This is a genomic window from Bartonella queenslandensis (assembly GCF_018155095.1).
Classification (GTDB): domain Bacteria; phylum Pseudomonadota; class Alphaproteobacteria; order Rhizobiales; family Rhizobiaceae; genus Bartonella; species Bartonella queenslandensis_B.
Window position 1 is genome coordinate 52,196 of the sequence record NZ_NAAI01000001.1, and the last position, 19,814, is coordinate 72,009.

At 36.5% G+C, this 19,814-nt stretch carries 18 protein-coding genes; 12 read left to right on the forward strand and 6 right to left on the reverse strand.

What is annotated here, in order from left to right; translation table 11 throughout:
* The first annotated feature begins 13 nt into the window (after positions 1-13).
* The 9 genes from B5V81_RS00155 (at position 14) to B5V81_RS00195 (ending at position 6,473) form a co-directional block, all read left to right on the forward strand.
* On the forward strand, positions 14-598 hold the full coding sequence (locus B5V81_RS00155; protein ID WP_212111030.1) for a nicotinate-nucleotide adenylyltransferase: 585 nt from the start codon (positions 14-16) through the stop codon (positions 596-598).
* 117 nt (positions 599-715) lie between these two features.
* Complete coding sequence (gene rsfS, locus B5V81_RS00160) at positions 716-1,105, forward strand: ribosome silencing factor (RefSeq protein ID WP_212111032.1); 390 nt, start codon at positions 716-718, stop codon at positions 1,103-1,105.
* Position 1,106: 1 nt separating this feature from the next.
* On the forward strand, positions 1,107-1,589 hold the full coding sequence (rlmH, locus tag B5V81_RS00165) for a 23S rRNA (pseudouridine(1915)-N(3))-methyltransferase RlmH (RefSeq protein WP_212111034.1): 483 nt from the start codon (positions 1,107-1,109) through the stop codon (positions 1,587-1,589).
* A gap of 135 nt (positions 1,590-1,724) precedes the next feature.
* The gene (locus tag B5V81_RS00170; protein WP_212111401.1) at positions 1,725-2,969 is read left to right on the forward strand and encodes a murein hydrolase activator EnvC family protein; all 1,245 of its coding nucleotides are present in this window, start codon (positions 1,725-1,727) and stop codon (positions 2,967-2,969) included.
* On the forward strand, positions 2,959-4,269 hold the full coding sequence (locus B5V81_RS00175; protein ID WP_212111037.1) for a S41 family peptidase: 1,311 nt from the start codon (positions 2,959-2,961) through the stop codon (positions 4,267-4,269). The genes B5V81_RS00170 and B5V81_RS00175 overlap by 11 nt, the downstream gene beginning before the upstream one ends.
* Positions 4,270-4,307: 38 nt before the next feature.
* Entirely contained in the window at positions 4,308-4,829 is a 522-nt protein-coding gene (locus B5V81_RS00180; protein ID WP_212111043.1) for an RNA pyrophosphohydrolase, read from the forward strand.
* Positions 4,830-4,938: 109 nt separating this feature from the next.
* A complete protein-coding gene (locus tag B5V81_RS00185; protein ID WP_212111045.1) occupies positions 4,939-5,499 on the forward strand; it encodes an invasion associated locus B family protein in 561 nt (186 codons plus the stop codon).
* A 343-nt stretch (positions 5,500-5,842) separates the two neighbouring features.
* Positions 5,843-6,136, forward strand: coding sequence for a YggT family protein (locus B5V81_RS00190; RefSeq protein WP_212111046.1), 294 nt, complete (start codon positions 5,843-5,845; stop codon positions 6,134-6,136).
* Positions 6,137-6,158: 22 nt separating this feature from the next.
* Positions 6,159-6,473 carry a DUF167 domain-containing protein gene (locus B5V81_RS00195; RefSeq protein WP_212111047.1) on the forward strand — a complete coding sequence of 105 codons (315 nt, stop codon included), beginning with the start codon at positions 6,159-6,161 and terminating at the stop codon, positions 6,471-6,473.
* Positions 6,474-6,525: 52 nt separating this feature from the next.
* Here the strand turns inward: B5V81_RS00195 and ppa are convergent, their stop codons facing one another.
* From ppa to mgtE, 3 genes are all read right to left on the reverse strand, one after another.
* The gene (gene ppa, locus B5V81_RS00200; protein ID WP_212111049.1) at positions 6,526-7,056 is read right to left on the reverse strand and encodes an inorganic diphosphatase; all 531 of its coding nucleotides are present in this window, start codon (positions 7,054-7,056) and stop codon (positions 6,526-6,528) included.
* 65 nt (positions 7,057-7,121) lie between these two features.
* Complete coding sequence (typA, locus tag B5V81_RS00205) at positions 7,122-8,948, reverse strand: translational GTPase TypA (protein ID WP_212111054.1); 1,827 nt, start codon at positions 8,946-8,948, stop codon at positions 7,122-7,124.
* A 1,255-nt stretch (positions 8,949-10,203) separates the two neighbouring features.
* Entirely contained in the window at positions 10,204-11,580 is a 1,377-nt protein-coding gene (mgtE, locus tag B5V81_RS00210) for a magnesium transporter (RefSeq protein ID WP_212111056.1), read from the reverse strand.
* 648 nt (positions 11,581-12,228) lie between these two features.
* Here mgtE and B5V81_RS00215 point away from each other — a divergent pair.
* Entirely contained in the window at positions 12,229-14,253 is a 2,025-nt protein-coding gene (locus tag B5V81_RS00215; RefSeq protein WP_212111058.1) for a M3 family metallopeptidase, read from the forward strand.
* A 160-nt stretch (positions 14,254-14,413) separates the two neighbouring features.
* Here the strand turns inward: B5V81_RS00215 and B5V81_RS00220 are convergent, their stop codons facing one another.
* Together B5V81_RS00220 and B5V81_RS00225 are read right to left on the reverse strand one after the other, a co-directional pair.
* Entirely contained in the window at positions 14,414-15,490 is a 1,077-nt protein-coding gene (locus B5V81_RS00220; RefSeq protein ID WP_212111059.1) for an SGNH/GDSL hydrolase family protein, read from the reverse strand.
* A gap of 14 nt (positions 15,491-15,504) precedes the next feature.
* Positions 15,505-16,761, reverse strand: coding sequence for a lytic murein transglycosylase (locus B5V81_RS00225; protein ID WP_212111061.1), 1,257 nt, complete (start codon positions 16,759-16,761; stop codon positions 15,505-15,507).
* Between the two features lie 262 nt (positions 16,762-17,023).
* On the opposite strand from B5V81_RS00225, the gene B5V81_RS00230 reads away from it, so the two are divergent.
* Positions 17,024-17,914, forward strand: a complete 891-nt coding sequence (locus B5V81_RS00230) for a UTP--glucose-1-phosphate uridylyltransferase (RefSeq protein ID WP_212111063.1) — start codon at positions 17,024-17,026, stop codon at positions 17,912-17,914.
* A 39-nt stretch (positions 17,915-17,953) separates the two neighbouring features.
* On the forward strand, positions 17,954-18,946 hold the full coding sequence (locus B5V81_RS00235) for a KpsF/GutQ family sugar-phosphate isomerase (RefSeq protein ID WP_212111065.1): 993 nt from the start codon (positions 17,954-17,956) through the stop codon (positions 18,944-18,946).
* 281 nt (positions 18,947-19,227) lie between these two features.
* On the opposite strand, the gene omp10 is transcribed toward B5V81_RS00235, so the two are convergent.
* Positions 19,228-19,584, reverse strand: coding sequence for an outer membrane lipoprotein Omp10 (gene omp10, locus B5V81_RS00240; RefSeq protein ID WP_212111067.1), 357 nt, complete (start codon positions 19,582-19,584; stop codon positions 19,228-19,230).
* Between the last annotated feature and the right edge of the window lie 230 nt (positions 19,585-19,814).

The following is a 19,814-nucleotide window of genomic DNA, read 5'->3' on the forward strand; positions in this document are numbered from 1 at the left end:
ATGGAAAAATCGTATGCCACATGTTGAAAGATCAAATGTTGTGGGTCTTTTTGGTGGTTCTTTTAATCCACCGCATGAGGGGCATCTTCTTGTTGCAAAAATTGCTATTCGACGTTTGCAGCTTGATCAGTTGTGGTGGATGGTTAGTCCAGGGAATCCTTTAAAGGATTGTACACAGTTACTCTCTTTAGAGGAGAGAATGCGATTAAGTTTTGAGCTTATTGATCATCCGAAAATTCGCTTAACAGGTTTTGAGCAGGCTATAGGGAGCAAAGTATCACGTGATACGATTTCTCATATTCTTACCCATTACAATGGCGTAAATTTTATATGGATTATAGGGGCAGATAGTTTTACAATGATTCATCATTGGTATCGATGGCGTGATATTGTCTCTATGCTTCCTGTTGCAATTATTGATCGTCCTTTAGGTAATAAGTCAGCCCTCTCTTCTCCTATGGCACAGATTTATCGCCAGTTTCGTTTGGATGAGAGAGAAAGTGAGCGATTACCTTTTATAAAACCACCCGTTTGGACTTATTTGCATGGACCTTTATCTTTTCAATCTTCAACAAAGCTTCGTTTGAAGAAAGAATAATTTTTCTTGAACAATTTATAAGATTCTGCTTCTCTTTAGAGAAAACTTTTTTACATTCTACAACAGGAAGAAAGGAATATTAATCTGAAAAACGTTGTACAAAACCACTCTTACGATATGACGCCCTTAACAGAAAAAGCAGTTTTTTCTGTTAAGGAGAGTCTTGAAATTATTCTCAAGAGTTTAGAAGATACAAAAGCAGAAGATATTGTTTCTGTTGATATTCAAGGGAAGTCACCTTTAGCTGATTATATGGTCATAGCTTCAGCAAATTCGCAGCGTCATGTCTCTTCAATTGCTGATCATTTGTTACGCACTTGGAAAGATAGTGGGCAGGGACTTGCGCGTGTAGAAGGGTTTTCTGGAGGTGATTGGGTATTGATTGATACAGGTGATATTATTATTCACCTTTTTCGTCCAGAAATTCGTCTTTTTTATAATTTAGAAAAAATATGGATGGCTCCAGATTTAAGCAATACAACATCGGTTCTCTTCGGAGATCATTAAAATGCAAATTTCTATTTTTGCGGTTGGTCGTATGAAAAGTGGAGCAGAGAAAAAGTTGGTTCAGCATTATTTGGATCGTTTTTCTAAAAGTTCTGGAGCTGTAGGATTTCACTTAAAAAAGTTACAGGAGATACCAGAAAGTCGGGCACAAACAGCGTATCAGCGTATGGAGGAAGAGGGCAGAAGACTCATTGAATTTTTACCTGAAAAATGTCGATTAATTGTGTTGGATGAGCGTGGAGCGTCAATATCTTCAGCTTCTTTTGCTGAAAAATTAGAGTGTTATCGTGATGAAGGTATTCGAGATGTTATCATTGCTTTGGGGGGCCCTGATGGGCATAACGAACAAATAAGGAATCGTGCAGATTTTCTTTTATCTTTTGGTTTTATGACGTGGCCACATCAAATTGCACGTATCCTTCTTACAGAACAACTTTATCGTGCTGTAACCATTGCAAATCATCATCCATATCATCGTTTTTAAATATTTTTGTTCAATTTTTAGCACTTAATTTATATATTCATTAATATAGTTTTAGCCGACACCGTTTAAAGTATCTCTCGTGTATACGATGAGGTGTTATGGTTTTTGCAAATGAAAAAGCTTCTTCATAGAAAGATGCGATACTTATATGGGGAATGCGTGATATTTGTCATCCTGCTCTTGAGTATGTTTTTTTGCTTTTCTGTATCGCAAGCGGAAGATACAATGAGGAGTACAGAAGTACATAAAGAATTGGGAGAAATTCGTCAAAATATTTCACTTTCGCGTGAGCGTGTTGTTTTTCTTACGCGTCAAGTTGAGCATTTAAAAAAAGATCAACGTGTTTTGAGTGATGCACTCATAAAAGCTGCTCAAGAAGAACGTAAAGTTGCAGATGATATTGCTGAAAGGGAAGAAAAGCTTAAAAAAATGATAGAAAATCGGGTACAAGTCTATCAAAGTTTAAAAAGCCGTCGTGCTGAATTTGCAGAAGTTCTTGCAATTTTAGAACGTATGGGATTGAATCCCCCTCCGGCTCTTGTGATACAATCAGAGGACGTATTGGCTTCTATGCGCAGTTCTATTTTATTAGGGACTATCATTCCTCATATGCAAGAGAAAACACGAGATTTAACAGAAAAGCTCAAGGAGTTGACCAATTTAAGCAATTCCATTACTAAGGAATATACAGCGTTAAAGGCCAAACTGCAAAGTCAAGCAGAGCAGCGAAAACGTCTAGAGCTTTTATTAGATAAAAAAAATACGCTACAAAAAAAATCAGAAAAAGAACTTACAGAACAGCAACAAAAAAATATTGCTCTTGCTAAAAAAGCACAGTCTTTGGAAGAATTGATTTTAGAGCTTGACCGTCAGTCAAAACTTAACTCTGATTTATCAATACAGATACGGAAAAGTTTACAATTGTTAGAGCAGTCCAATTTTGAAAGCCGAAAAGGTTCTTTACTTTTTCCTGTTTCAGGAAAAAGAGTTCGATATTCTCATAAGAATTCGCCGATTACGCGTTTTGGTGAGACGATAGAAACAGAGTTAGGGGCTGTTGTTATATCGCCCGCAGATGCTTTTGTTGCTTTTGCTGGACCATTTCGTTCTTACGGACAGTTAATTATTCTCAATGTTGGAAATGGTTATCATATCATTCTTACCGGAATGTCGAAAATTAATGTAAAACAGGGGCAGTTTGTTCTTTCAGGTGAGCCTCTGGGTATGATGGGGATGCAATTTATTGCAAATAGTGTTGCATTGGATATAGGAAAAGCTGCTCCAATGCTTTACATTGAGTTTAGAAAGCAGGGAAAGCCTGTAAATCCAACTCCTTGGTGGCAGACTGAAAAAATGAGAAGGAGCCAAAATGATTCGTAAAGTTATTCTTTTGGTCGCTGGGGTATTGCTCGGCGCCTATTCAATGATTATGGTGCAGTCTGTTGCTGCGAATAATGAAGATAACGCATATAAAAAGTTGGCCATATTTGGCGATGTTTTTGAGCGTGTGCGTAGGCAATACGTTACAATTCCAGACGATAAAAAGCTTATTGAAAATGCTATCAATGGTATGCTTACATCACTGGACCCCCATTCATCTTATTTGAATGCTGAAGAAGCTAAAGATATGCGGGATTCTACGAAAGGGGAATTCGGAGGTCTTGGTATTGAAGTCACTATGGAAAAAAACTTAATTAAAGTTGTTTCACCGATGGATGATACCCCCGCTTCAAAAGCAGGTATTTTAGCAGGAGATCTTATTTCAAAAATTGATGATGTACAAACGAATGGTCAAACATTAAATGAAGCCGTTAATAAGATGCGAGGGACTCCTGGCACACCAATTACCTTAACAATTATTCGTTCTGGTGTTGATCAGCCATTTGAAGTTAAGATTATTCGTGATATCATCAAAGTAAAAGCGGTGAAATATCGCGTTGAGAATGACATTGGATATTTAAGAGTTATTCAGTTTTCTGAGCAGACGTTGGGTAATCTGCTGGCAGCAATTAAAGATATCCAATCTAAAATTCCTGAAGATAAACTAAAAGGTTATGTTCTTGATTTGCGGCTTAATCCTGGTGGACTTTTAGATCAAGCTGTTAATGTTTCGAGTGCTTTTCTCAATAAAGGTGAGATTGTGTCAACGCGTGGCCGTAAAAAGAGTGATGTGACGAGATTTGATGCGAAGCCAGGTGATGTCACCAATGGAAAACCACTTATTGTTCTTATTAATGGGGGGTCGGCGAGTGCTTCTGAAATTGTTGCAGGTGCTCTACAAGATCATCGTCGTGCGACAATTTTGGGTACGCAGTCCTTTGGTAAAGGATCTGTTCAAACGATAATTCCTTTGGGTGAAAATGGAGCTTTACGTTTAACGACAGCACTTTATTACACACCATCTGGTACTTCTATTCAAGGAACGGGAATTACGCCTGATATTATTGTCGAGCAACCACTTCCTGAAAAATATAAGGGTTATGATGTAAAAGTTGGTGAGTCTGCATTAAAAGGGCATATCAAAGGGAAACGAGAAAGCAATAAAGGATCTGGTTCAGCTGCTTTTGTCCCGAAAGATCCTAAGGATGATATTCAATTGAATGAGGCTTATAAACTGTTACGGGGTGAGATGGCAAATGCAGCATTTCCACCAGATCCCAATAAGGATATATTAAAGTGAGAAATGATATCTATAGCTTGTGCTTTTGAGGAATATAAATGGATGCAGATGTTAACTTGACAAATCTTCCTTATCGCAGATGTGTTGGAATTGTTGTCTTTAATCATGAGGGTAAAGTTTGGGTTGGGCGTCGTTTAATGATGCCAACTCATGCGGATATTGATAGATCTCATCGTTGGCAGCTTCCTCAAGGAGGAATTGATGAGGATGAAAAACCATTAGATGCAGCGTATCGCGAACTTTATGAAGAAACGGGTATTCGATCTGTAAAGTTGATTAAAGAAGCAGAAAATTGGTTTGATTATGATTTTCCACAAGAACTTGCTGCGTGCACATTAAGCAATAAATATCGTGGGCAAACGCAAAAATGGTTTGCTTTCCAGTTTACGGGAGAGCTTTCTGAAATTGTGATTAATCCGCCACCAGATGGGAATAAAGCGGAATTTGACCAATGGAAATGGATTGATCTAGAAGCTCTTCCTTCGATTGCTGTTTCTTTTAAAAAGCATGTTTATATGAGAGTTGTTAGCGAATTTCAAGGTAGCCTTAGATCATTATAAAAGCTATATGACTATGAGAAAGCTTTTTTTATTAAGATGCTTTATGTAATATAATTACTTATAGATGATAAACATGTTTCTCTTTTATGTAAAGAACAGGAATATAAAAATGAAAAAGTTATTTAATTTGCTTATAGTTTGTACTCTTTTGAGTATTTCATCTGTTGCATTTGCAACAAATTCAAAGCCTCCTGCACCGAAAGAGGCACCAGCGACATTGCCAAATGGAGCTTCTTCTTTGACTGAAACCTACGGTTTGTGGACCATTAACTGTGGGTTACAAGAAGGGAAAAAAGTTTGCTTTATGCACCGTCAAGAAGTAAATGAGCAGGGGCGTGTTGTTGTGGCTATGGCTCTTATTCTCAATGCTGAAGGTGCGGTATCGGGTAATTTAACAGTTCCTTTTGGCATTTTGGTTTCTAAGCCTGTTCGTTTACAAGTTGATGAGGGAAAAGCTGTTATTGAAACCGGTATTCGGACTTGTGTACCAGCAGGTTGTATGGTTCCAGTCGCCTTTGATAAAAGTCACGTAGCAGCTTTACGTTCTGGAAAACAATTAAAGTTAGCGATGACAATTGCTGCTGCAGGTGAACCACCTTTGAATGATTTATTTGTTCAGCTCGATGGTTTTAGTAATGCCCTTAACCGTTTGATTGCTTTGCAGAAATAATTTAAAAATAAACTAAAAGCGGCTTTTAACGGCCGTTTTTAGTTTGTGCGTTTTTTATATATTGATAATTAAAACGATAGATTTAAGATTAATTCCATAAGGAATATTGAGAGCTTTAGAGTTCTCGGATTTTGCGTCGTTTCTTCTATTTTCGCACGCTGTTTTTAATTTTAATATTTGTTTTCTAGCTTTATCGCCCTTAAATAAGGAGGTGAAGAATTTGGAATATTTAGTTTTTTATTCATAGTCTATTGGGGTATAAAACTATTATTTAATATATAGACTCATCTTGAGGAAGGTTTTCTATACGCTTTTCTGTTTCCTTGATTGAAAGGGATAACGCATGGTTTATGCATTGCTTCGAGCAATCGATTTGATTCTTAATATTTATATTGATATTCTAATTGCTAGTGTCATTTTTTCTTGGCTTTATATTTTTAATATCATAAATTCCCGCAATCGCTTTGTTGTTTTGATAGGGAACTTTCTATATCGCCTTACAAATCCCGTTCTAAATCCTATCCGGCGGATTTTACCAAATTTGGGAACAATTGATATTTCACCTATTGTGGTGTTCATTATTATTTATTTTATTCGTACTTTCATGTGGCGCGCTTACGCAAGCATGTATCTATAGAAATATTACTTGAGGCGAATATATGTTTTATCAAGTTGATAAAAATAGCTTGGTTTTATTTGTATACCTCATTCCCAAATCATCCGTTGACAAAATAATAGGGGTTGAATGTAGGGATGGTGAGAAACAATATCTAGTCATACGCCTTCGTGCTGTTCCTGAGGATGGAAAAGCAAATAAAGCCCTCATTAAATTTTTTGCGAAGCAGTGGAAAATTCCCTCTTCTTCTATTTGTCTGAAAAGCGGTGCAACATCCCGCTACAAACAACTTCATTTTTCAACACATTTAGAAGAGTTAAAGCAGATATGGCAATCCTTTGGAGATTGTATTTCGTAGCGAAATAAATAATAAAGCCTATTTTTAAATAGGCTTTATTTTATTAAAATTGTTATCTCTCTCTATTACGCTCAATAGCTTGCTTAATTAATTCATGAGCAAAGCTTTTGTCTCGCCACCCTTCAATTTTGGCCCATTTCCCAGGTTCTAAATCTTTATAGTGCTTGAAGAAATGTTCAATTTGTTTAAGTGTAATTTCAGGCAAGTCCGTGTAGTCATGAATATTGATATAGCGTTTTGTTAATTTCGGTGTGGGAATGGCAATGATTTTTTCATCTTTACCACCATCATCTTCCATCATCAAAGCCCCGATGGGGCGAACATTGATCACACAACCAGGCATAAGTGGACGTGTATTACAGATAAGAACATCAATAGGATCACCGTCATCTGAAAGGGTATGAGGGACAAAACCATAATTTCCAGGATAAACCATTGAGGTATGAAGAAAACGGTCAACGAATAATGCGCCCGACTTTTTATCCATCTCATATTTTATTGGTTGACCACCAAGAGAGACTTCCACAATAACATTAATATCTTCTGGTGGGTTTTTACCTACAGGTATTTCTTTAATATTCATAGAGACATCCTTTCTGGGATAGAGTAAGGCTTACAATCAAATATTTTACCAAAGAGATTATGAAATTAGCTTGAAATTGATGCACGTATTTTTTCAAAACGTTTACGTTCATTGGGATCAAGATAAAGTTTACGGAGACGAATATTCTTAGGGGTGACCTCCACAAGTTCATCATCTTGTATCCATGATAGGGCACGTTCTAGTGTCATTTTAATGGGAGGTGTTAACTTTACGGCTTCATCTTTTCCAGAAGCGCGCATATTGGTGAGTTTTTTTCCCTTTAAAACGTTGACTTCTAAGTCGTTATCCCGTGAGTGAATACCAATAATCATACCTTGATAGACTTTCACACCAGCATCAATGATCATAGGTCCGCGATCCTCAAGATTAAAAAGAGCATAAGCGACAGATTCACCATTGTCATTTGAAATCATAACACCATTAACACGACCAGCAATGTCTCCTTTATAAGGTTCATAAGCATGGAAAAGGCGGTTCATAATTGCTGTACCACGGGTATCCGTTAAAAGTTCAGATTGATAACCAATGAGTCCTCGGGTGGGTGCATAAAAAACAAGGCGGACACGATTACCTCCAGAAGGACGTAATTCCACCATTTCACCTTTACGTTCAGACATTTTTTGCACAACAGTACCGGAATATTCTTCATCAACATCGATAACAACTTCTTCAATTGGCTCGAGAGTTATTCCGTTTTCATCTTTTTGCATCACAACACGTGGACGTGAAACACTAAGCTCAAATCCTTCACGGCGCATATTTTCAATGAGAACCGCAAGCTGCAATTCTCCTCGTCCTGAAACATAGAAAGAATCTTTGTCGGCTGATTCTTCAATTTTAAGAGCGACATTCCCCTCTGCTTCTTTTAACAAACGGTCACGGATGACACGGCTTGTTACTTTATCTCCTTCAGTTCCGGCAAGGGGACTATCATTGACAAGAAAACTCATCGTAACAGTAGGAGGATCAATGGGTTGGGCAGTAAGGGGTTCATTGACAGCTGGATCACAGAAAGTATCCGCAACGGTACCTTTTTGTAGACCAGCAATTGCAACAATATCACCAGCATTTCCTTCTTCGATAGGTTGACGTTCTAGACCACGAAATGCCAAAATTTTCGAGATACGTCCAGTTTCTAAAAGTTTCCCATCTTGCCCAAGAACCTTAACATTTTGATTAGGTTTTAGAGAGCCGGAATGAATACGACCTGTAATAATTCGTCCCAAAAATGGATCTGCTTCAAGAATAGTTCCAATCATGCGGAATGGTCCTTCTGCTACACTAGGAGAAGGAACATGCCGCGTCACAAGATCAAATAAAGGACCCAATCCCTGATCTTTGGGGCCCTCTGGGGCTTCAGCCATCCATCCATCGCGCCCCGAGCCGTAAAGAATAGGAAAATCAAGCTGTTCATCGGTTGCATCAAGAGCGGCAAAAAGGTCAAAAACCTCATTAATGACTTCATCAACGCGTGCATCAGGTCGGTCAATTTTGTTAATAGCAACAATAGGGTGTAATCCTACTTTTAATGCTTTACCAACAACAAATTTTGTTTGTGGCATTGGTCCTTCAGCAGCATCAACAAGGACGATAGCTCCATCAACCATGTTTAGAATACGTTCAACTTCTCCACCAAAATCGGCATGTCCTGGCGTATCAACAATATTAATTCGGGTATCTTTCCAAACAACAGATGTCACTTTCGCTAAAATTGTAATTCCACGTTCTTTTTCAATATCGTTTGAATCCATCATACGTTCGCTTGTACGCTGATTATCACGGAAGTTTCCTGATTGCTTGAGAAGTCCGTCTACAAGCGTTGTTTTCCCATGGTCAACGTGGGCAATGATGGCAATGTTACGCAATTGCATAAATTTTCTTCTTTTCGTTTAATGAAATTTCATTTGAGGCAAAGTCTTTACATTCTTCGCCTGACTATTAAAAAGCCTTTTACATGTTTTTTTATAATTTTGGAAGATGGAGTCCATATTTTTATGGTAAAACGCTTCACTTAAGTCTTTAATACTCTATGAAATCTCAATTGCTGGAGTTTCGTAAAAGGTTTATAGTTCGTGTGTGTTTTATTCTGAAGCCAAGGATTGTCTATAAGTCACTGTCAATTGGATCTTTATCAATATAACGCAAGAAATTTATGTGAACGCCTTTAAGAATAAGTAAAGCTAGCTTTGCCATTTGTTGTTTTGCAAAAGATTGGTAAAAATCCGGAATATCTCTCAATTTATAGCCAATCTATTGACAGTTTTATGATATTGTTATTCCTAATAAAGCTTTCGCTTCTTTTGGAGTTTGTCAATCAACATGCCGATTTAATGCAACCGTATATTTGAGATAAACCTTGAGAAGATTAAGAATTTTATAAGAGATTCTAACTTTTATATACAAGATTAGAGAAAGAGTTATTATCTGTTTGATTTATTTATGCAACGGGAACACAGCCTGATTTAGAAAGATTATGAAGGCTTTAAAAGAAAGTTTTCCTCTTTACCGTTATTTTAAATTTGATTTTATGACTTAAAAAGCATTTCAAGAAATACATTTTAAACCATCGAGATTGGTGTATTGCTGACACTTTTGTTTATCATTCTTTATAGAATTATACCTTTCTTGCAAATAGAATGCTCTAAAAAGAATACACTTATTGTTGCACGTTTATGTCTTCTTTTAAAACATCACGCATCCATTTCATGATAGAACCAATGAATGCTATAACATACGTGAATGAAATACTATCAATACCTTTGTGAACTGTATAAACCCTCTATCAGCTCTATTACTATTCTCGTCTCAGCTGTTAATATTGCGACAACTTTGGTATTTGAGAGAGAACATAAGAAGTATGTTACTCTTTTCTTGAATAATTTCCATCCACACATCCATTCTGCTTGTGACAGGTAAGAAGATGATGTTATGAGAAGACTATGATGAGGTCATTTTACGGTATCTGAAGCTATTATTCGATATAATAATGAATTATCATTATAAAGCAATGTTTTACCTATAAAGTGGTGTGCTAGAAAACTAAAGAATAAAGCTTGTGTTCTTATGGAAAGATCTGAAACGATATGACAAGATCTTTCTATAAGGGTATGTTTTTATTTCACATTTTTAAAGAAGAGTTCCTGACAAAATAAGGGAAGCTACAGAAAAATAGATTATAATACCCATGACATCTACTAAAGTTGCTACAAAAGGAGCAGAAGCACTTGCTGGATCAAATTTTAAACCTTTAAGGATAAAAGGCAACATAGAGCCAGAGAGAGAACCGAAGGTAACGATGCCAATTAGAGCTGTACCTACAGTTGTCGAAATAGCAATCCAATGTTGTCCATAGTCATAGATACCGAGTTGTTGCCAAAGGGTGATGCGCGTAACGCCAATAATTCCGAGTAAGAGACCAAGGGATAGCCCTGTTGGAATTTCACGAATGATAACTTTCCACCAGTCTTTTAGCGTGAGTTCACGTAAAGCCAATGCGCGGATAATAAGGGATGTCGCTTGTGAACCGGAATTTCCTCCTGAACTCATAATGAGAGGAATAAACAGTGTAAGAATAATTGCTTTTTCAAGTTCTGTTTCGAAATATTGCATAGCGCTTGCTGTGAGCATTTCACCGATAAAGAGTAAAGCCAGCCAGCCACCGCGTTTTTTCATCATTTCAGTAAACTTGATTTGCATATAGGGTTTATTAAGCGCTTCCATACCCCCAAATTTATAGGCGTCTTCATTCATTTCATCGACCATGGTATCAAGCACATCGTCAACAGTTACAATGCCAATGACATGGTTATTTTCATCAACGACAGGCACCGAGAGAAGATCATGGCGCTGGAAAAGACGCGCAATATCTTCATGATGTGTGAAGGGTGATATTGTAATGGGCGAGTCATGGGTAGGGACATTAAGAATTTTTTCATCAGGTGAGGCAAGAATAAGGTTACGCAGTGAAACAGCTTTGAGAAGAGTTCCTGTTTTTGGATCAATCACATAGCTCGTATAAACTGTTTCACGTGTTCGCTCGACCTCACGAATGTGATCCAAAGTTTTTTGTATGGTCCAGTTTGAAGGAACCGCTATAAACTCCGTTGTCATCAGTGCCCCTGCTGTATGATCAGGATAACTGGTGAGTTTTTTAAGTTCAGCGCGCGTTAAGGGTTTAAGTAAGGCATAAAGCCGCGTTCGGGTTTCTTTATCCATTTCTTGAAAGACGTCTGCAGCAGCATCTGCAGACATACCATCAAGAATTTCAACAGCACGTTTTATGGGCAGAAGTTCTAAAATAGCAACAGGTTGTTCAAGCTCTGGTTTATCAAAAAGTTCGATAACATACTCAAGAGGTAGAAGACTAAGAATAGTTATACGTTCCATGATATCGAGGTCATTGATGATATCAATAGAGTCCGCAAAATGCTGACTTTTTAATTTTTCAGCAAGAGCTTCAGGAGAAAAATTTTTGAAGTCGAAGGCCGTTTTAATTTCAGTCATGATAAAGTACCTCCTGAAAAGTTGGAGCGTTATAAATCTAGATAAGATGATGAGATAAAAAAATAAACGTTTATGGAAGATTCAAAAAAACCTCCCCAGCCGTATTTTCAATTGTTAATATTTTAAATAAAGTCAAGGATAAATTATAAGTTATAAACAAGTTTCTGAAATCATTGAAAGCAAGAATACAGCCTAATTTAGGGATCATATGAAGGCATAAATGTAAACATCAGTTTTCATTTTTATCATTCTTTCTTTAGTACAATTTTGCAATTTTCGAAAGAAACTACAATAATATTTTGTAAAAGGCAGAGATTATACCTTTCTTCAATAGTTTTTATTAATATGTAATTCCATGTGTGATATGTGCGCGAGTAATCTTTATTGCTGAGATATAATGTAGTTTGCGATGAGAGAATTTTACGACCTTAAGATTTCTCATTAAATATATAAAACGATAAACTATTATTATAAATCAATATCTTATTTTATAAACATAGAAATTCTTATTTTTATTTATTTTCTGAAGCTAAAGATATTTTTATTCAATAGAGTTTTGAAACTCACGAAATAGTTTTAGCATATTATCAATTTGTGTCGTAAAGATAATTGTTACAGCTTAAATTTATAATGGAGACATAAAGTATTATGACAAAAGCAGCAGTGCTGGATTGGAAGGGATTTTCAGGTCTTCCTGATTTTTCTTCTATAAGAGATGAAGATTTTAAACCCGCATTTGAACAGGCACTTCAAGAAGCTGAAGAAGAATTAGAGGTGATTGCGATGGTGCAAGAACCACCAACGCTTGAGAATTTTTTGCAACCTTTTGAGCTTTGTGGCAAAGCACTTGATCGTGTCTGTTCAATATTTTTCTTGCGCACCAGTGCTCATACGAATGCATTGATTCAACAGCTCGAACAAGAGTTCGTTGTAAAACTTTCCCGTTATTCTTCAAAAATGATGATGGACGCGCGAATATTTTCAAAAATAGATGTACTTTATAAACAATCTCAGCAGGGCATATTTGAGAGTGAAACAACACGCGTTCTTGAATTATGGTGGAAAAAGTTTGTTTGTCATGGTGCAAAACTAGATGATAAAGCTCAGAAACGGCTTGTGGAAATTAATGAAAGACTTGCTTTTTTAAATGCTACTTTTGGGCAAAATGTCTTAAACGATGAAGCTGAATGGATTCTGTTTTTAAAACAAACAGACTTATCTGGTTTACCGGAAGATCTCATTGCTTCAATGAAAGAAATTGCGTGCGAAAGAGGCAATGAAGAGGCCTATGCATTAACACTAGCACGCTCAATTATCGAACCTTTTTTAAAATTCTCTGATCGTCGTGATTTGCGTGAGGTCGCATTCCAAGCGTGGGCTAAACGTGGTGAAAATAATAACAAGAATGATAATCGAACCATTATTTTAGAGATTGTTGCGCTTCGAGATGAGCAGGCTAAATTATTGGGATATAAATCTTTCGCAGATTTGAAACTTGATAATACCATGGCTAAAAGTGTTGATTCTGTTATGGATTTGCTTATGCCTGTATGGGAGCGCGCAAAAGCGAAGGCTTCTACTGAGCAAATTGAATTACAAAACTTTGCCAACAATCAAGGAAGCAATGAATCCTTAGCTGCTTGGGATTGGCGTTATTATTCTGAAAAGCTCCGCACTGAAAAACTTTCTTTCGATAGTGCTGAAATTAAATATTATTTTCAGCTTGATCGTATGATTCAAGCAGCTTTTGGAGTAGCAGAAAGACTCTTTGGCATTAGTTTTGAAGAAAAAAACGCTGTTGCACTTTGGCATCCTGATGCACGTTTGTGGGAAGTAAAGAAACCTGATGGAAGTTTACTTGGGCATTTTATTGGTGATTATTTTGCACGTTCTTCAAAACGGTCCGGTGCATGGATGAGTCGATTGCAATCACAGCATAAATTGGATGGCAGCCAAAAACCGGTTATCTACAATATTTGTAATTTTGCTAAACCTTCTAAAGGGGAAGTTGCACTTTTATCACTTGATGATGCTCGTACACTTTTCCATGAATTTGGGCATGCATTGCATGGTTTGCTTTCTGATGTCACATGGCCTTCTATAGCGGGAACTTCTGTTTCACGTGATTTTGTTGAACTTCCCTCTCAACTTTATGAACATTGGTTAACCGTACCAGAGATATTGAAATCTTATGCTATACATGCAAAAACAGGGCATCCGATGCCACAAGAATTGATCAATAAAGTTTTGGCAGCACAGATATTTAATGCTGGATTTTCTGCGGTTGAATTTATCTCATCAGCTTTAGTGGATATGGCTTTTCACAAAGGAGAAATAGTCATTGATCCGACAATTTTTGAACATAAGGAATTAGAAAAGTTGCAAATGCCTGATACAATTATTATGCGTCATCGTCCTGCGCATTTTATGCATGTCTTTGCAGGGGATGGTTATGCTGCTGGTTACTATTCTTATATGTGGTCGGAAGTACTTGATGCTGATGCTTTTCAAGCATTTGAAGAAACAGGTGATGCCTTTAATTCAGAGCTTGCCGATCGTTTAAAGCGTTTTATTTATTCTGCTGGGGGAAGCCGCGATCCAGAGGAACTGTATAAAGCTTTTCGAGGACGGATGCCTTTACCAGATGCAATGATTAACAAACGTGGACTATAAGATATAACGGTATGGTTAGCACCATGCCGTTTTCATATTGTTGGAAGGATGTAATTTCGATTTATAAAATCTGCTCTTTATTATAGCTATGTAAACAATGTTTTCATCTTATTTGCTTTTCCTTTATGGGGAAAATTAGATTTTATATTTCAAATAGACATTATGGGGAAGAAAAATTATCAGCTCGATCTTTTTGATGCCCATTTGGCGGAAACCATGATTTTTTTATAAAACTTGATTTTCTTTTACCTAAAAGGTGGGTATTTTGTTGTGCCATATCATCGAGGCTCATCGGAGGTTGGCGTATAATATTACTTGGCTCTTGTTTCTCTGGTTTTTGTATAAGTTTTTGAATATTTGGGTTGGTTGAGTATGGCTCTTCATGAGAAAAAGCATGAAAATTTAAGATATTTTTCAATGGTTTTTCTAAATAAAAGGCAAGTTTTTTCTTTCCTTCAGAGGTGAAATGCATGCCATTATTGGTGCGTAATTTGACTATTTTTCCGTTAACATCATGGCCTGAAAAAGAAAAAATACCTTCTTCATCACTAAAGCTACTCCAGATATCGAGAAAATATCCTCCTGTTTTTTCTGTTTCTTGTTTGTAGAGCGCATTAAAAATTTTCATTTTTTGTGTCAAAAGATCATTTCCAAAAGAAGGTTGACCTATCCATATCCATGATTTTCCAGATGCATGAAGATTTTCAGCAATTTCGATAATTCTTTGTTTGTAGATGTGTATCCATTCTGATTGATCTGTGTTAATCGTACTATGAGAGTCTATGATAGGTTGATTATCATTTGCACCGATCATCATGATAATAACATCGGGATTATTTTGATCAATGAGTTTAGAAATATTGCTTTGCCAAGAATAATAATCAGTTCGAACTAAGCCGGAAGCCGGTATTGTATTGTTCATGATAACGATATCACTATTATTCATAAAAAGCTTCTTAAGAGCATCCGCAACAGCAGAAGCAGTAAAATCCCCTATAACAAGAATGCGCTTTGCATTCTCGTTTTTTAACTTTTGTATGTTTTTGTGCGTTACAATCTTTTTTTTCGGCTTGTCTATTTTTTGTTCTACAATTTGCGGTGGTTGTTGTGTCTGTTTGTTTTGTTGTGACAACCATTTGAAAAAATTCGTTGCTTTACTTGGGGATGGCTGTATGATCCCTACAATAGAAAGTAAAAACAATAAGGATATCAAGTATATCAGGCGCAAAAGAGACAAGACCTTATTCTTCATTATTGTTTTCGAAGGAGAAAAAGCACTTGAGATGAAGGATATCCATTTGCTTTTAGACCATGATGTCGCTGAAAAGCTTTAATTGCTTCGCGAGAGGCTGTTCCGATTTTTCCATCAACATTTCCTTTATAATATCCCAGTGCACTTAAGCGAGATTGCAGTTCTTTGCATTCTTGGAAGGTAATAGGCTGAAAAGGTCTTTGCCAATCATGTATTAATCCAAGATGTCCAGCAATACGATCAGCAAGAAGGGCAACAGCAAAAGCATAACGATCTGCATTATTATAACGTTTTAGAACAAAGAAATTTTTTGTTACTAAAAATATAGGTCCTTTGGCACCATCTGGATATTTTAATATTGCTTGTTCAGCTAATGGAGGAAGAGGATGTCCATTTGCGCATTTTACACCTAATTTTTTCCATTGTTCAAAGGAAGACCAGTTTTCTGGAAGTTTTTTTCCCAGCGGCACTTTCACCTCTACTCCCCAAATGAGATGAGGTTGCCAGCCATTTTTGTGAAGAAGATTAGCAGCAGTAGCGAGAGCATCTGGAACAGAGTTCCAGATATCACGCCGTCCATCTTGATCCATATCAACAGCATAGGCGATATAACTGCTTGGAATAAATTGTGTATGTCCCAATGCTCCTGCCCAAGATCCAGTGAGTTGAGAGCGTTTAATTTCACCACTTTGTAGAATTTTCATAGCAGCAATCAGTTGTGTATGTGCATATTTTGAACGTTTTTTATCAGCATAAGCTAGAGTTGCAAGCGAGCGAATGGCATCACGCATGACACTTTTATTGGCTAAAATTTTCCCGTAATTACTTTCCATTGACCAAATAGCAAGCAGAATATTGCGGTCAACACCAAAACATTCTTCAATTTGAAGAAGCCATTTATTCCATTTTTTTGCTTGGCGCTGTCCTTCCACAATTGCAATATCGTGGACACGATTATCGAAATAATTCCATGAGGGAGCAACAAATTCTGGTTGGTATGCAGCGTTTTTTAAAACTTCTGGATCAATGGCATTAACACCTTTAAAAGCCATATCAAATGTAGAGGGGGTAATATTGTGAGCAATAGCTATTTTTTTAAACTCTTGAATCCAATGTTTAAATCCACTATCAGCATATGAAAAGGAAACAAAAAGCATTAAAAAAGCAGACAAAAGAACGACAAATCCAGAGATGAGCGTCCTCTGATTTATTGACTTCTCTAAAAAAGAGAAAATCTTCAATTCTGTTTTTTGCATTTTGAAATCCCCATTAATATTCAATATCATTAGATATACAATCACTTTATTTTTTATTTAGTTTAATTGATAATATGATCAAGAAGAGGAAAAAACTGCAACAAATAATTCATTTAATCCTTTCAATAAATTTCCATATTCTCTTTTACATTTTTGCTTGTCCATTATACCGATAATTAAAACTATAAGATATATTTTTTATTATTTTGTAAAAACATGTAATAAATAAGAAAGTTATATGAATTCATTGAGGAGGATGAATTTGCGTAAAATCCGCAAAGCAGTATTTCCCGTAGCAGGTCTTGGTACGCGTTTTCTTCCTGCGACAAAAACCATTCCTAAAGAAATGTTAACAGTTGTTGATAAGCCTATTATTCAATATGTTGTGGATGAGGCGCGTGAGGCTGGTATTGAGCATTTTATTTTTGTGACTGGGCGCAACAAAGCAGTTATTGAGGATTATTTTGATGCGCAATTTGAATTATATGCAACACTTGCTGAATGTGGAAAAAAAGAAGATCTTGCGCATTTATACCGTTTACAACCATTGCCAGGGACAACTTCTTTCACACGGCAACAGCAACCTTTGGGGTTAGGGCATGCGCTTTGGTGTGCACGTGAATTAGTTGCAGGCGAACCTTTTGCTCTGTTATTACCTGATATGTTGATACAAGCGAAAAAGGGATGTCTTTCTGAGATGATAAGCCTTTATGAAAAGGTGGGTGGAGGAAATATTATAGCAGTTCAGGAGTGCGATCCTAGAGAAACCCATAAATATGGTATTGTGGGGAAAGGCAAACAGATTGCCAATGGTTTTGAAATCACAAAAATGGTAGAAAAGCCGATTCAAGGAACAGCACCATCAAATTTGTACATCAATGGACGTTATATTTTGCAGCCAGAAATTTTTAATATTCTTTCCACTCAGGAACGAGGAGCAGGAAATGAAATACAACTAACAGATGCGATGATAAAGCTTTCAAACGAACAGGATTTTTTGGGTTTACAATTAGAAGGGCGCACTTTTGATTGCGGTTCTAAAGCTGGTTTTATTGAAGCTAACGTTGCATTTTCTTTAGCACGTGCTGATATGCATAGCCATGTTTCTGCCTCATTGAAAAATTTACTAGAAACCATTAAAGTTGAAAAATGATATAGATCTCTCATTTAATTTTATTGATTGAATTTGATTATGACGATACCATTTCCTTATATGGCTTTACAGGGTGCTGTTGCATCGGCGTTTAAAACACTTGCCAGTGAAAAGAAAGGGCTTGAAGCCCTTGAAGCAGCTCTTCTTGGAGGCCTTTCATCTTCTTTTGAAGCGGCTGTTCAAACCATTAGAAATTCCTGCGGACACGTAGTCATTACGGGTCTTGGAAAAAGTGGTCATATAGGAACAAAAATTGCAGCAACCTTGGCTTCAACTGGAACACCTGCTTTTTTTGTGCATGCTGCAGAAGCCAATCACGGTGACCTTGGTATGATTGGATCTGATGATGTTATTCTTGCTTTATCATGGTCTGGTGAAACGCAAGAGTTAAGTGGTATTATAAGTTATGCGGCGCGGTTTCGTATCCCCCTTATTGCAATGACATCAAGTGAGCACTCTGTGTTAGGACGACAAGCTGATATTGTTCTCTTATTACCAAAAATAGAAGAGGCTTGCCCCCATGGTTTAGCTCCTACAACTTCAACAATTATGCAATTGGCAATGGGAGATGCATTAGCAGTTTCTCTTTTAGAAATGCGTGGTTTTACCGCAACCGATTTTAAAATATATCATCCTGGTGGGTCTCTTGGTGCAAGCCTTAAATATGTGTGTGATATTATGCATGAGGGTGATCGTATTCCTTTGGTTATGCAGGGAACAGCGATGACTGAGGCGATGAATGTTTTGGTAGAAAAACATTTTGGTTGTGTTGGTGTTATCAATCAAAAAGGCGAACTCATTGGAATTGTAACCGATGGTGATCTTGCACGGAACATTCATTTTAATTTATCAAAATTTAATGTTGATGAGGTGATGACCAAAACTCCTAAAGTTGTGAAGCCAAATACACTTGTTGGTGCGGCAATGGCTTTTATTAATGATCATCATATCGGTGCATTTTTCGTGGTTGAGGATAAAAAACCAGTAGGAATTGTTCATTTTCATGATCTTTTGCGTATCGGTGCTGCTTAGATTAAAGTTTCCTATCAGATAAAATGTTACTTTTAGGCTAAAATAGATTGAACGATACAAAATCACAATTTTATTGTGAAGGAACTTTTTGCTGATATTTTGTGGAAAAAAACGATTATTTTACGCATTTTACAATATTTAGAAAATTTTACAGATAGAGATTTTATCAGTTTTTTGCGTATTTTAGAGAGGATTTTCACTCAGGAGGAGAGAGGATCACCTCCTGTTTGATATGTGTGTTCCCTCTGTTCTTAAGAGAAGATCTACTTTTACTTTGTTAATTATTTTCGCGTAAGGATAAACTGTGCTCCTGCATGTGAAGTGCAGAGAAGTTGTGTGGCGTCATATGACATTGTACAATTGACTCTCGAAATTGTTCCACGGAGAATAGAGCGTATTTCAATTTCTATATTTTGGGCGTTGAGATAATTGTAGGCTCCTTCTGATAGCTTTTCTTCTGTATCTGCCGCACGCGTTTCAAAAACACCATTGTGAAAAGAAGAAATAATACCATTCTCATCAATCCACTTTCCATCAATTCCAGTTGACATATTGGGGCTATAATATTGCGAAAAGCTACAGGCATTTAATAGCAAAGCAGTAATTGTAAGACATAAAATATGATAGGCATGTTTCATTTATTTCACTCTATTTAGATTATTTTGCTCTCTATTTCTTATAATAGTTATTAAATTATGCCATGAGTCAATACGAAAAATTTGATAAAAATCAATGAAAAAGCAAAAAAAATAGAAAAAAATGCCTTAATGTTGTATTTAATTAGCAGCTTGATGAAATGTGCAAGTGAAACACAAGAGGTGAAATATTTCTTATGGTTTACAACAATTTTTACATTAAGCGGCTGAAT

Bases quoted from the DNA above. Each gene is read 5' to 3' on its own strand.
- B5V81_RS00155 (WP_212111030.1), top strand. From the start codon at position 14: ATGCCACATGTTGAAAGATCAAATGTTGTGGGTCTTTTTGGTGGTTCT.
- rsfS (WP_212111032.1), top strand. From the start codon at position 716: ATGACGCCCTTAACAGAAAAAGCAGTTTTTTCTGTTAAGGAGAGTCTT.
- rlmH (WP_212111034.1), top strand. From the start codon at position 1,107: ATGCAAATTTCTATTTTTGCGGTTGGTCGTATGAAAAGTGGAGCAGAG.
- B5V81_RS00170 (WP_212111401.1), top strand. From the start codon at position 1,725: ATGCGATACTTATATGGGGAATGCGTGATATTTGTCATCCTGCTCTTG.
- B5V81_RS00175 (WP_212111037.1), top strand. From the start codon at position 2,959: ATGATTCGTAAAGTTATTCTTTTGGTCGCTGGGGTATTGCTCGGCGCC.
- B5V81_RS00180 (WP_212111043.1), top strand. From the start codon at position 4,308: ATGGATGCAGATGTTAACTTGACAAATCTTCCTTATCGCAGATGTGTT.
- B5V81_RS00185 (WP_212111045.1), top strand. From the start codon at position 4,939: ATGAAAAAGTTATTTAATTTGCTTATAGTTTGTACTCTTTTGAGTATT.
- B5V81_RS00190 (WP_212111046.1), top strand. From the start codon at position 5,843: ATGGTTTATGCATTGCTTCGAGCAATCGATTTGATTCTTAATATTTAT.
- B5V81_RS00195 (WP_212111047.1), top strand. From the start codon at position 6,159: ATGTTTTATCAAGTTGATAAAAATAGCTTGGTTTTATTTGTATACCTC.
- ppa (WP_212111049.1), bottom strand. From the start codon at position 7,056: ATGAATATTAAAGAAATACCTGTAGGTAAAAACCCACCAGAAGATATT.
- typA (WP_212111054.1), bottom strand. From the start codon at position 8,948: ATGCAATTGCGTAACATTGCCATCATTGCCCACGTTGACCATGGGAAA.
- mgtE (WP_212111056.1), bottom strand. From the start codon at position 11,580: ATGACTGAAATTAAAACGGCCTTCGACTTCAAAAATTTTTCTCCTGAA.
- B5V81_RS00215 (WP_212111058.1), top strand. From the start codon at position 12,229: ATGACAAAAGCAGCAGTGCTGGATTGGAAGGGATTTTCAGGTCTTCCT.
- B5V81_RS00225 (WP_212111061.1), bottom strand. From the start codon at position 16,761: ATGCAAAAAACAGAATTGAAGATTTTCTCTTTTTTAGAGAAGTCAATA.
- B5V81_RS00235 (WP_212111065.1), top strand. From the start codon at position 17,954: ATGACGATACCATTTCCTTATATGGCTTTACAGGGTGCTGTTGCATCG.
- omp10 (WP_212111067.1), bottom strand. From the start codon at position 19,584: ATGAAACATGCCTATCATATTTTATGTCTTACAATTACTGCTTTGCTA.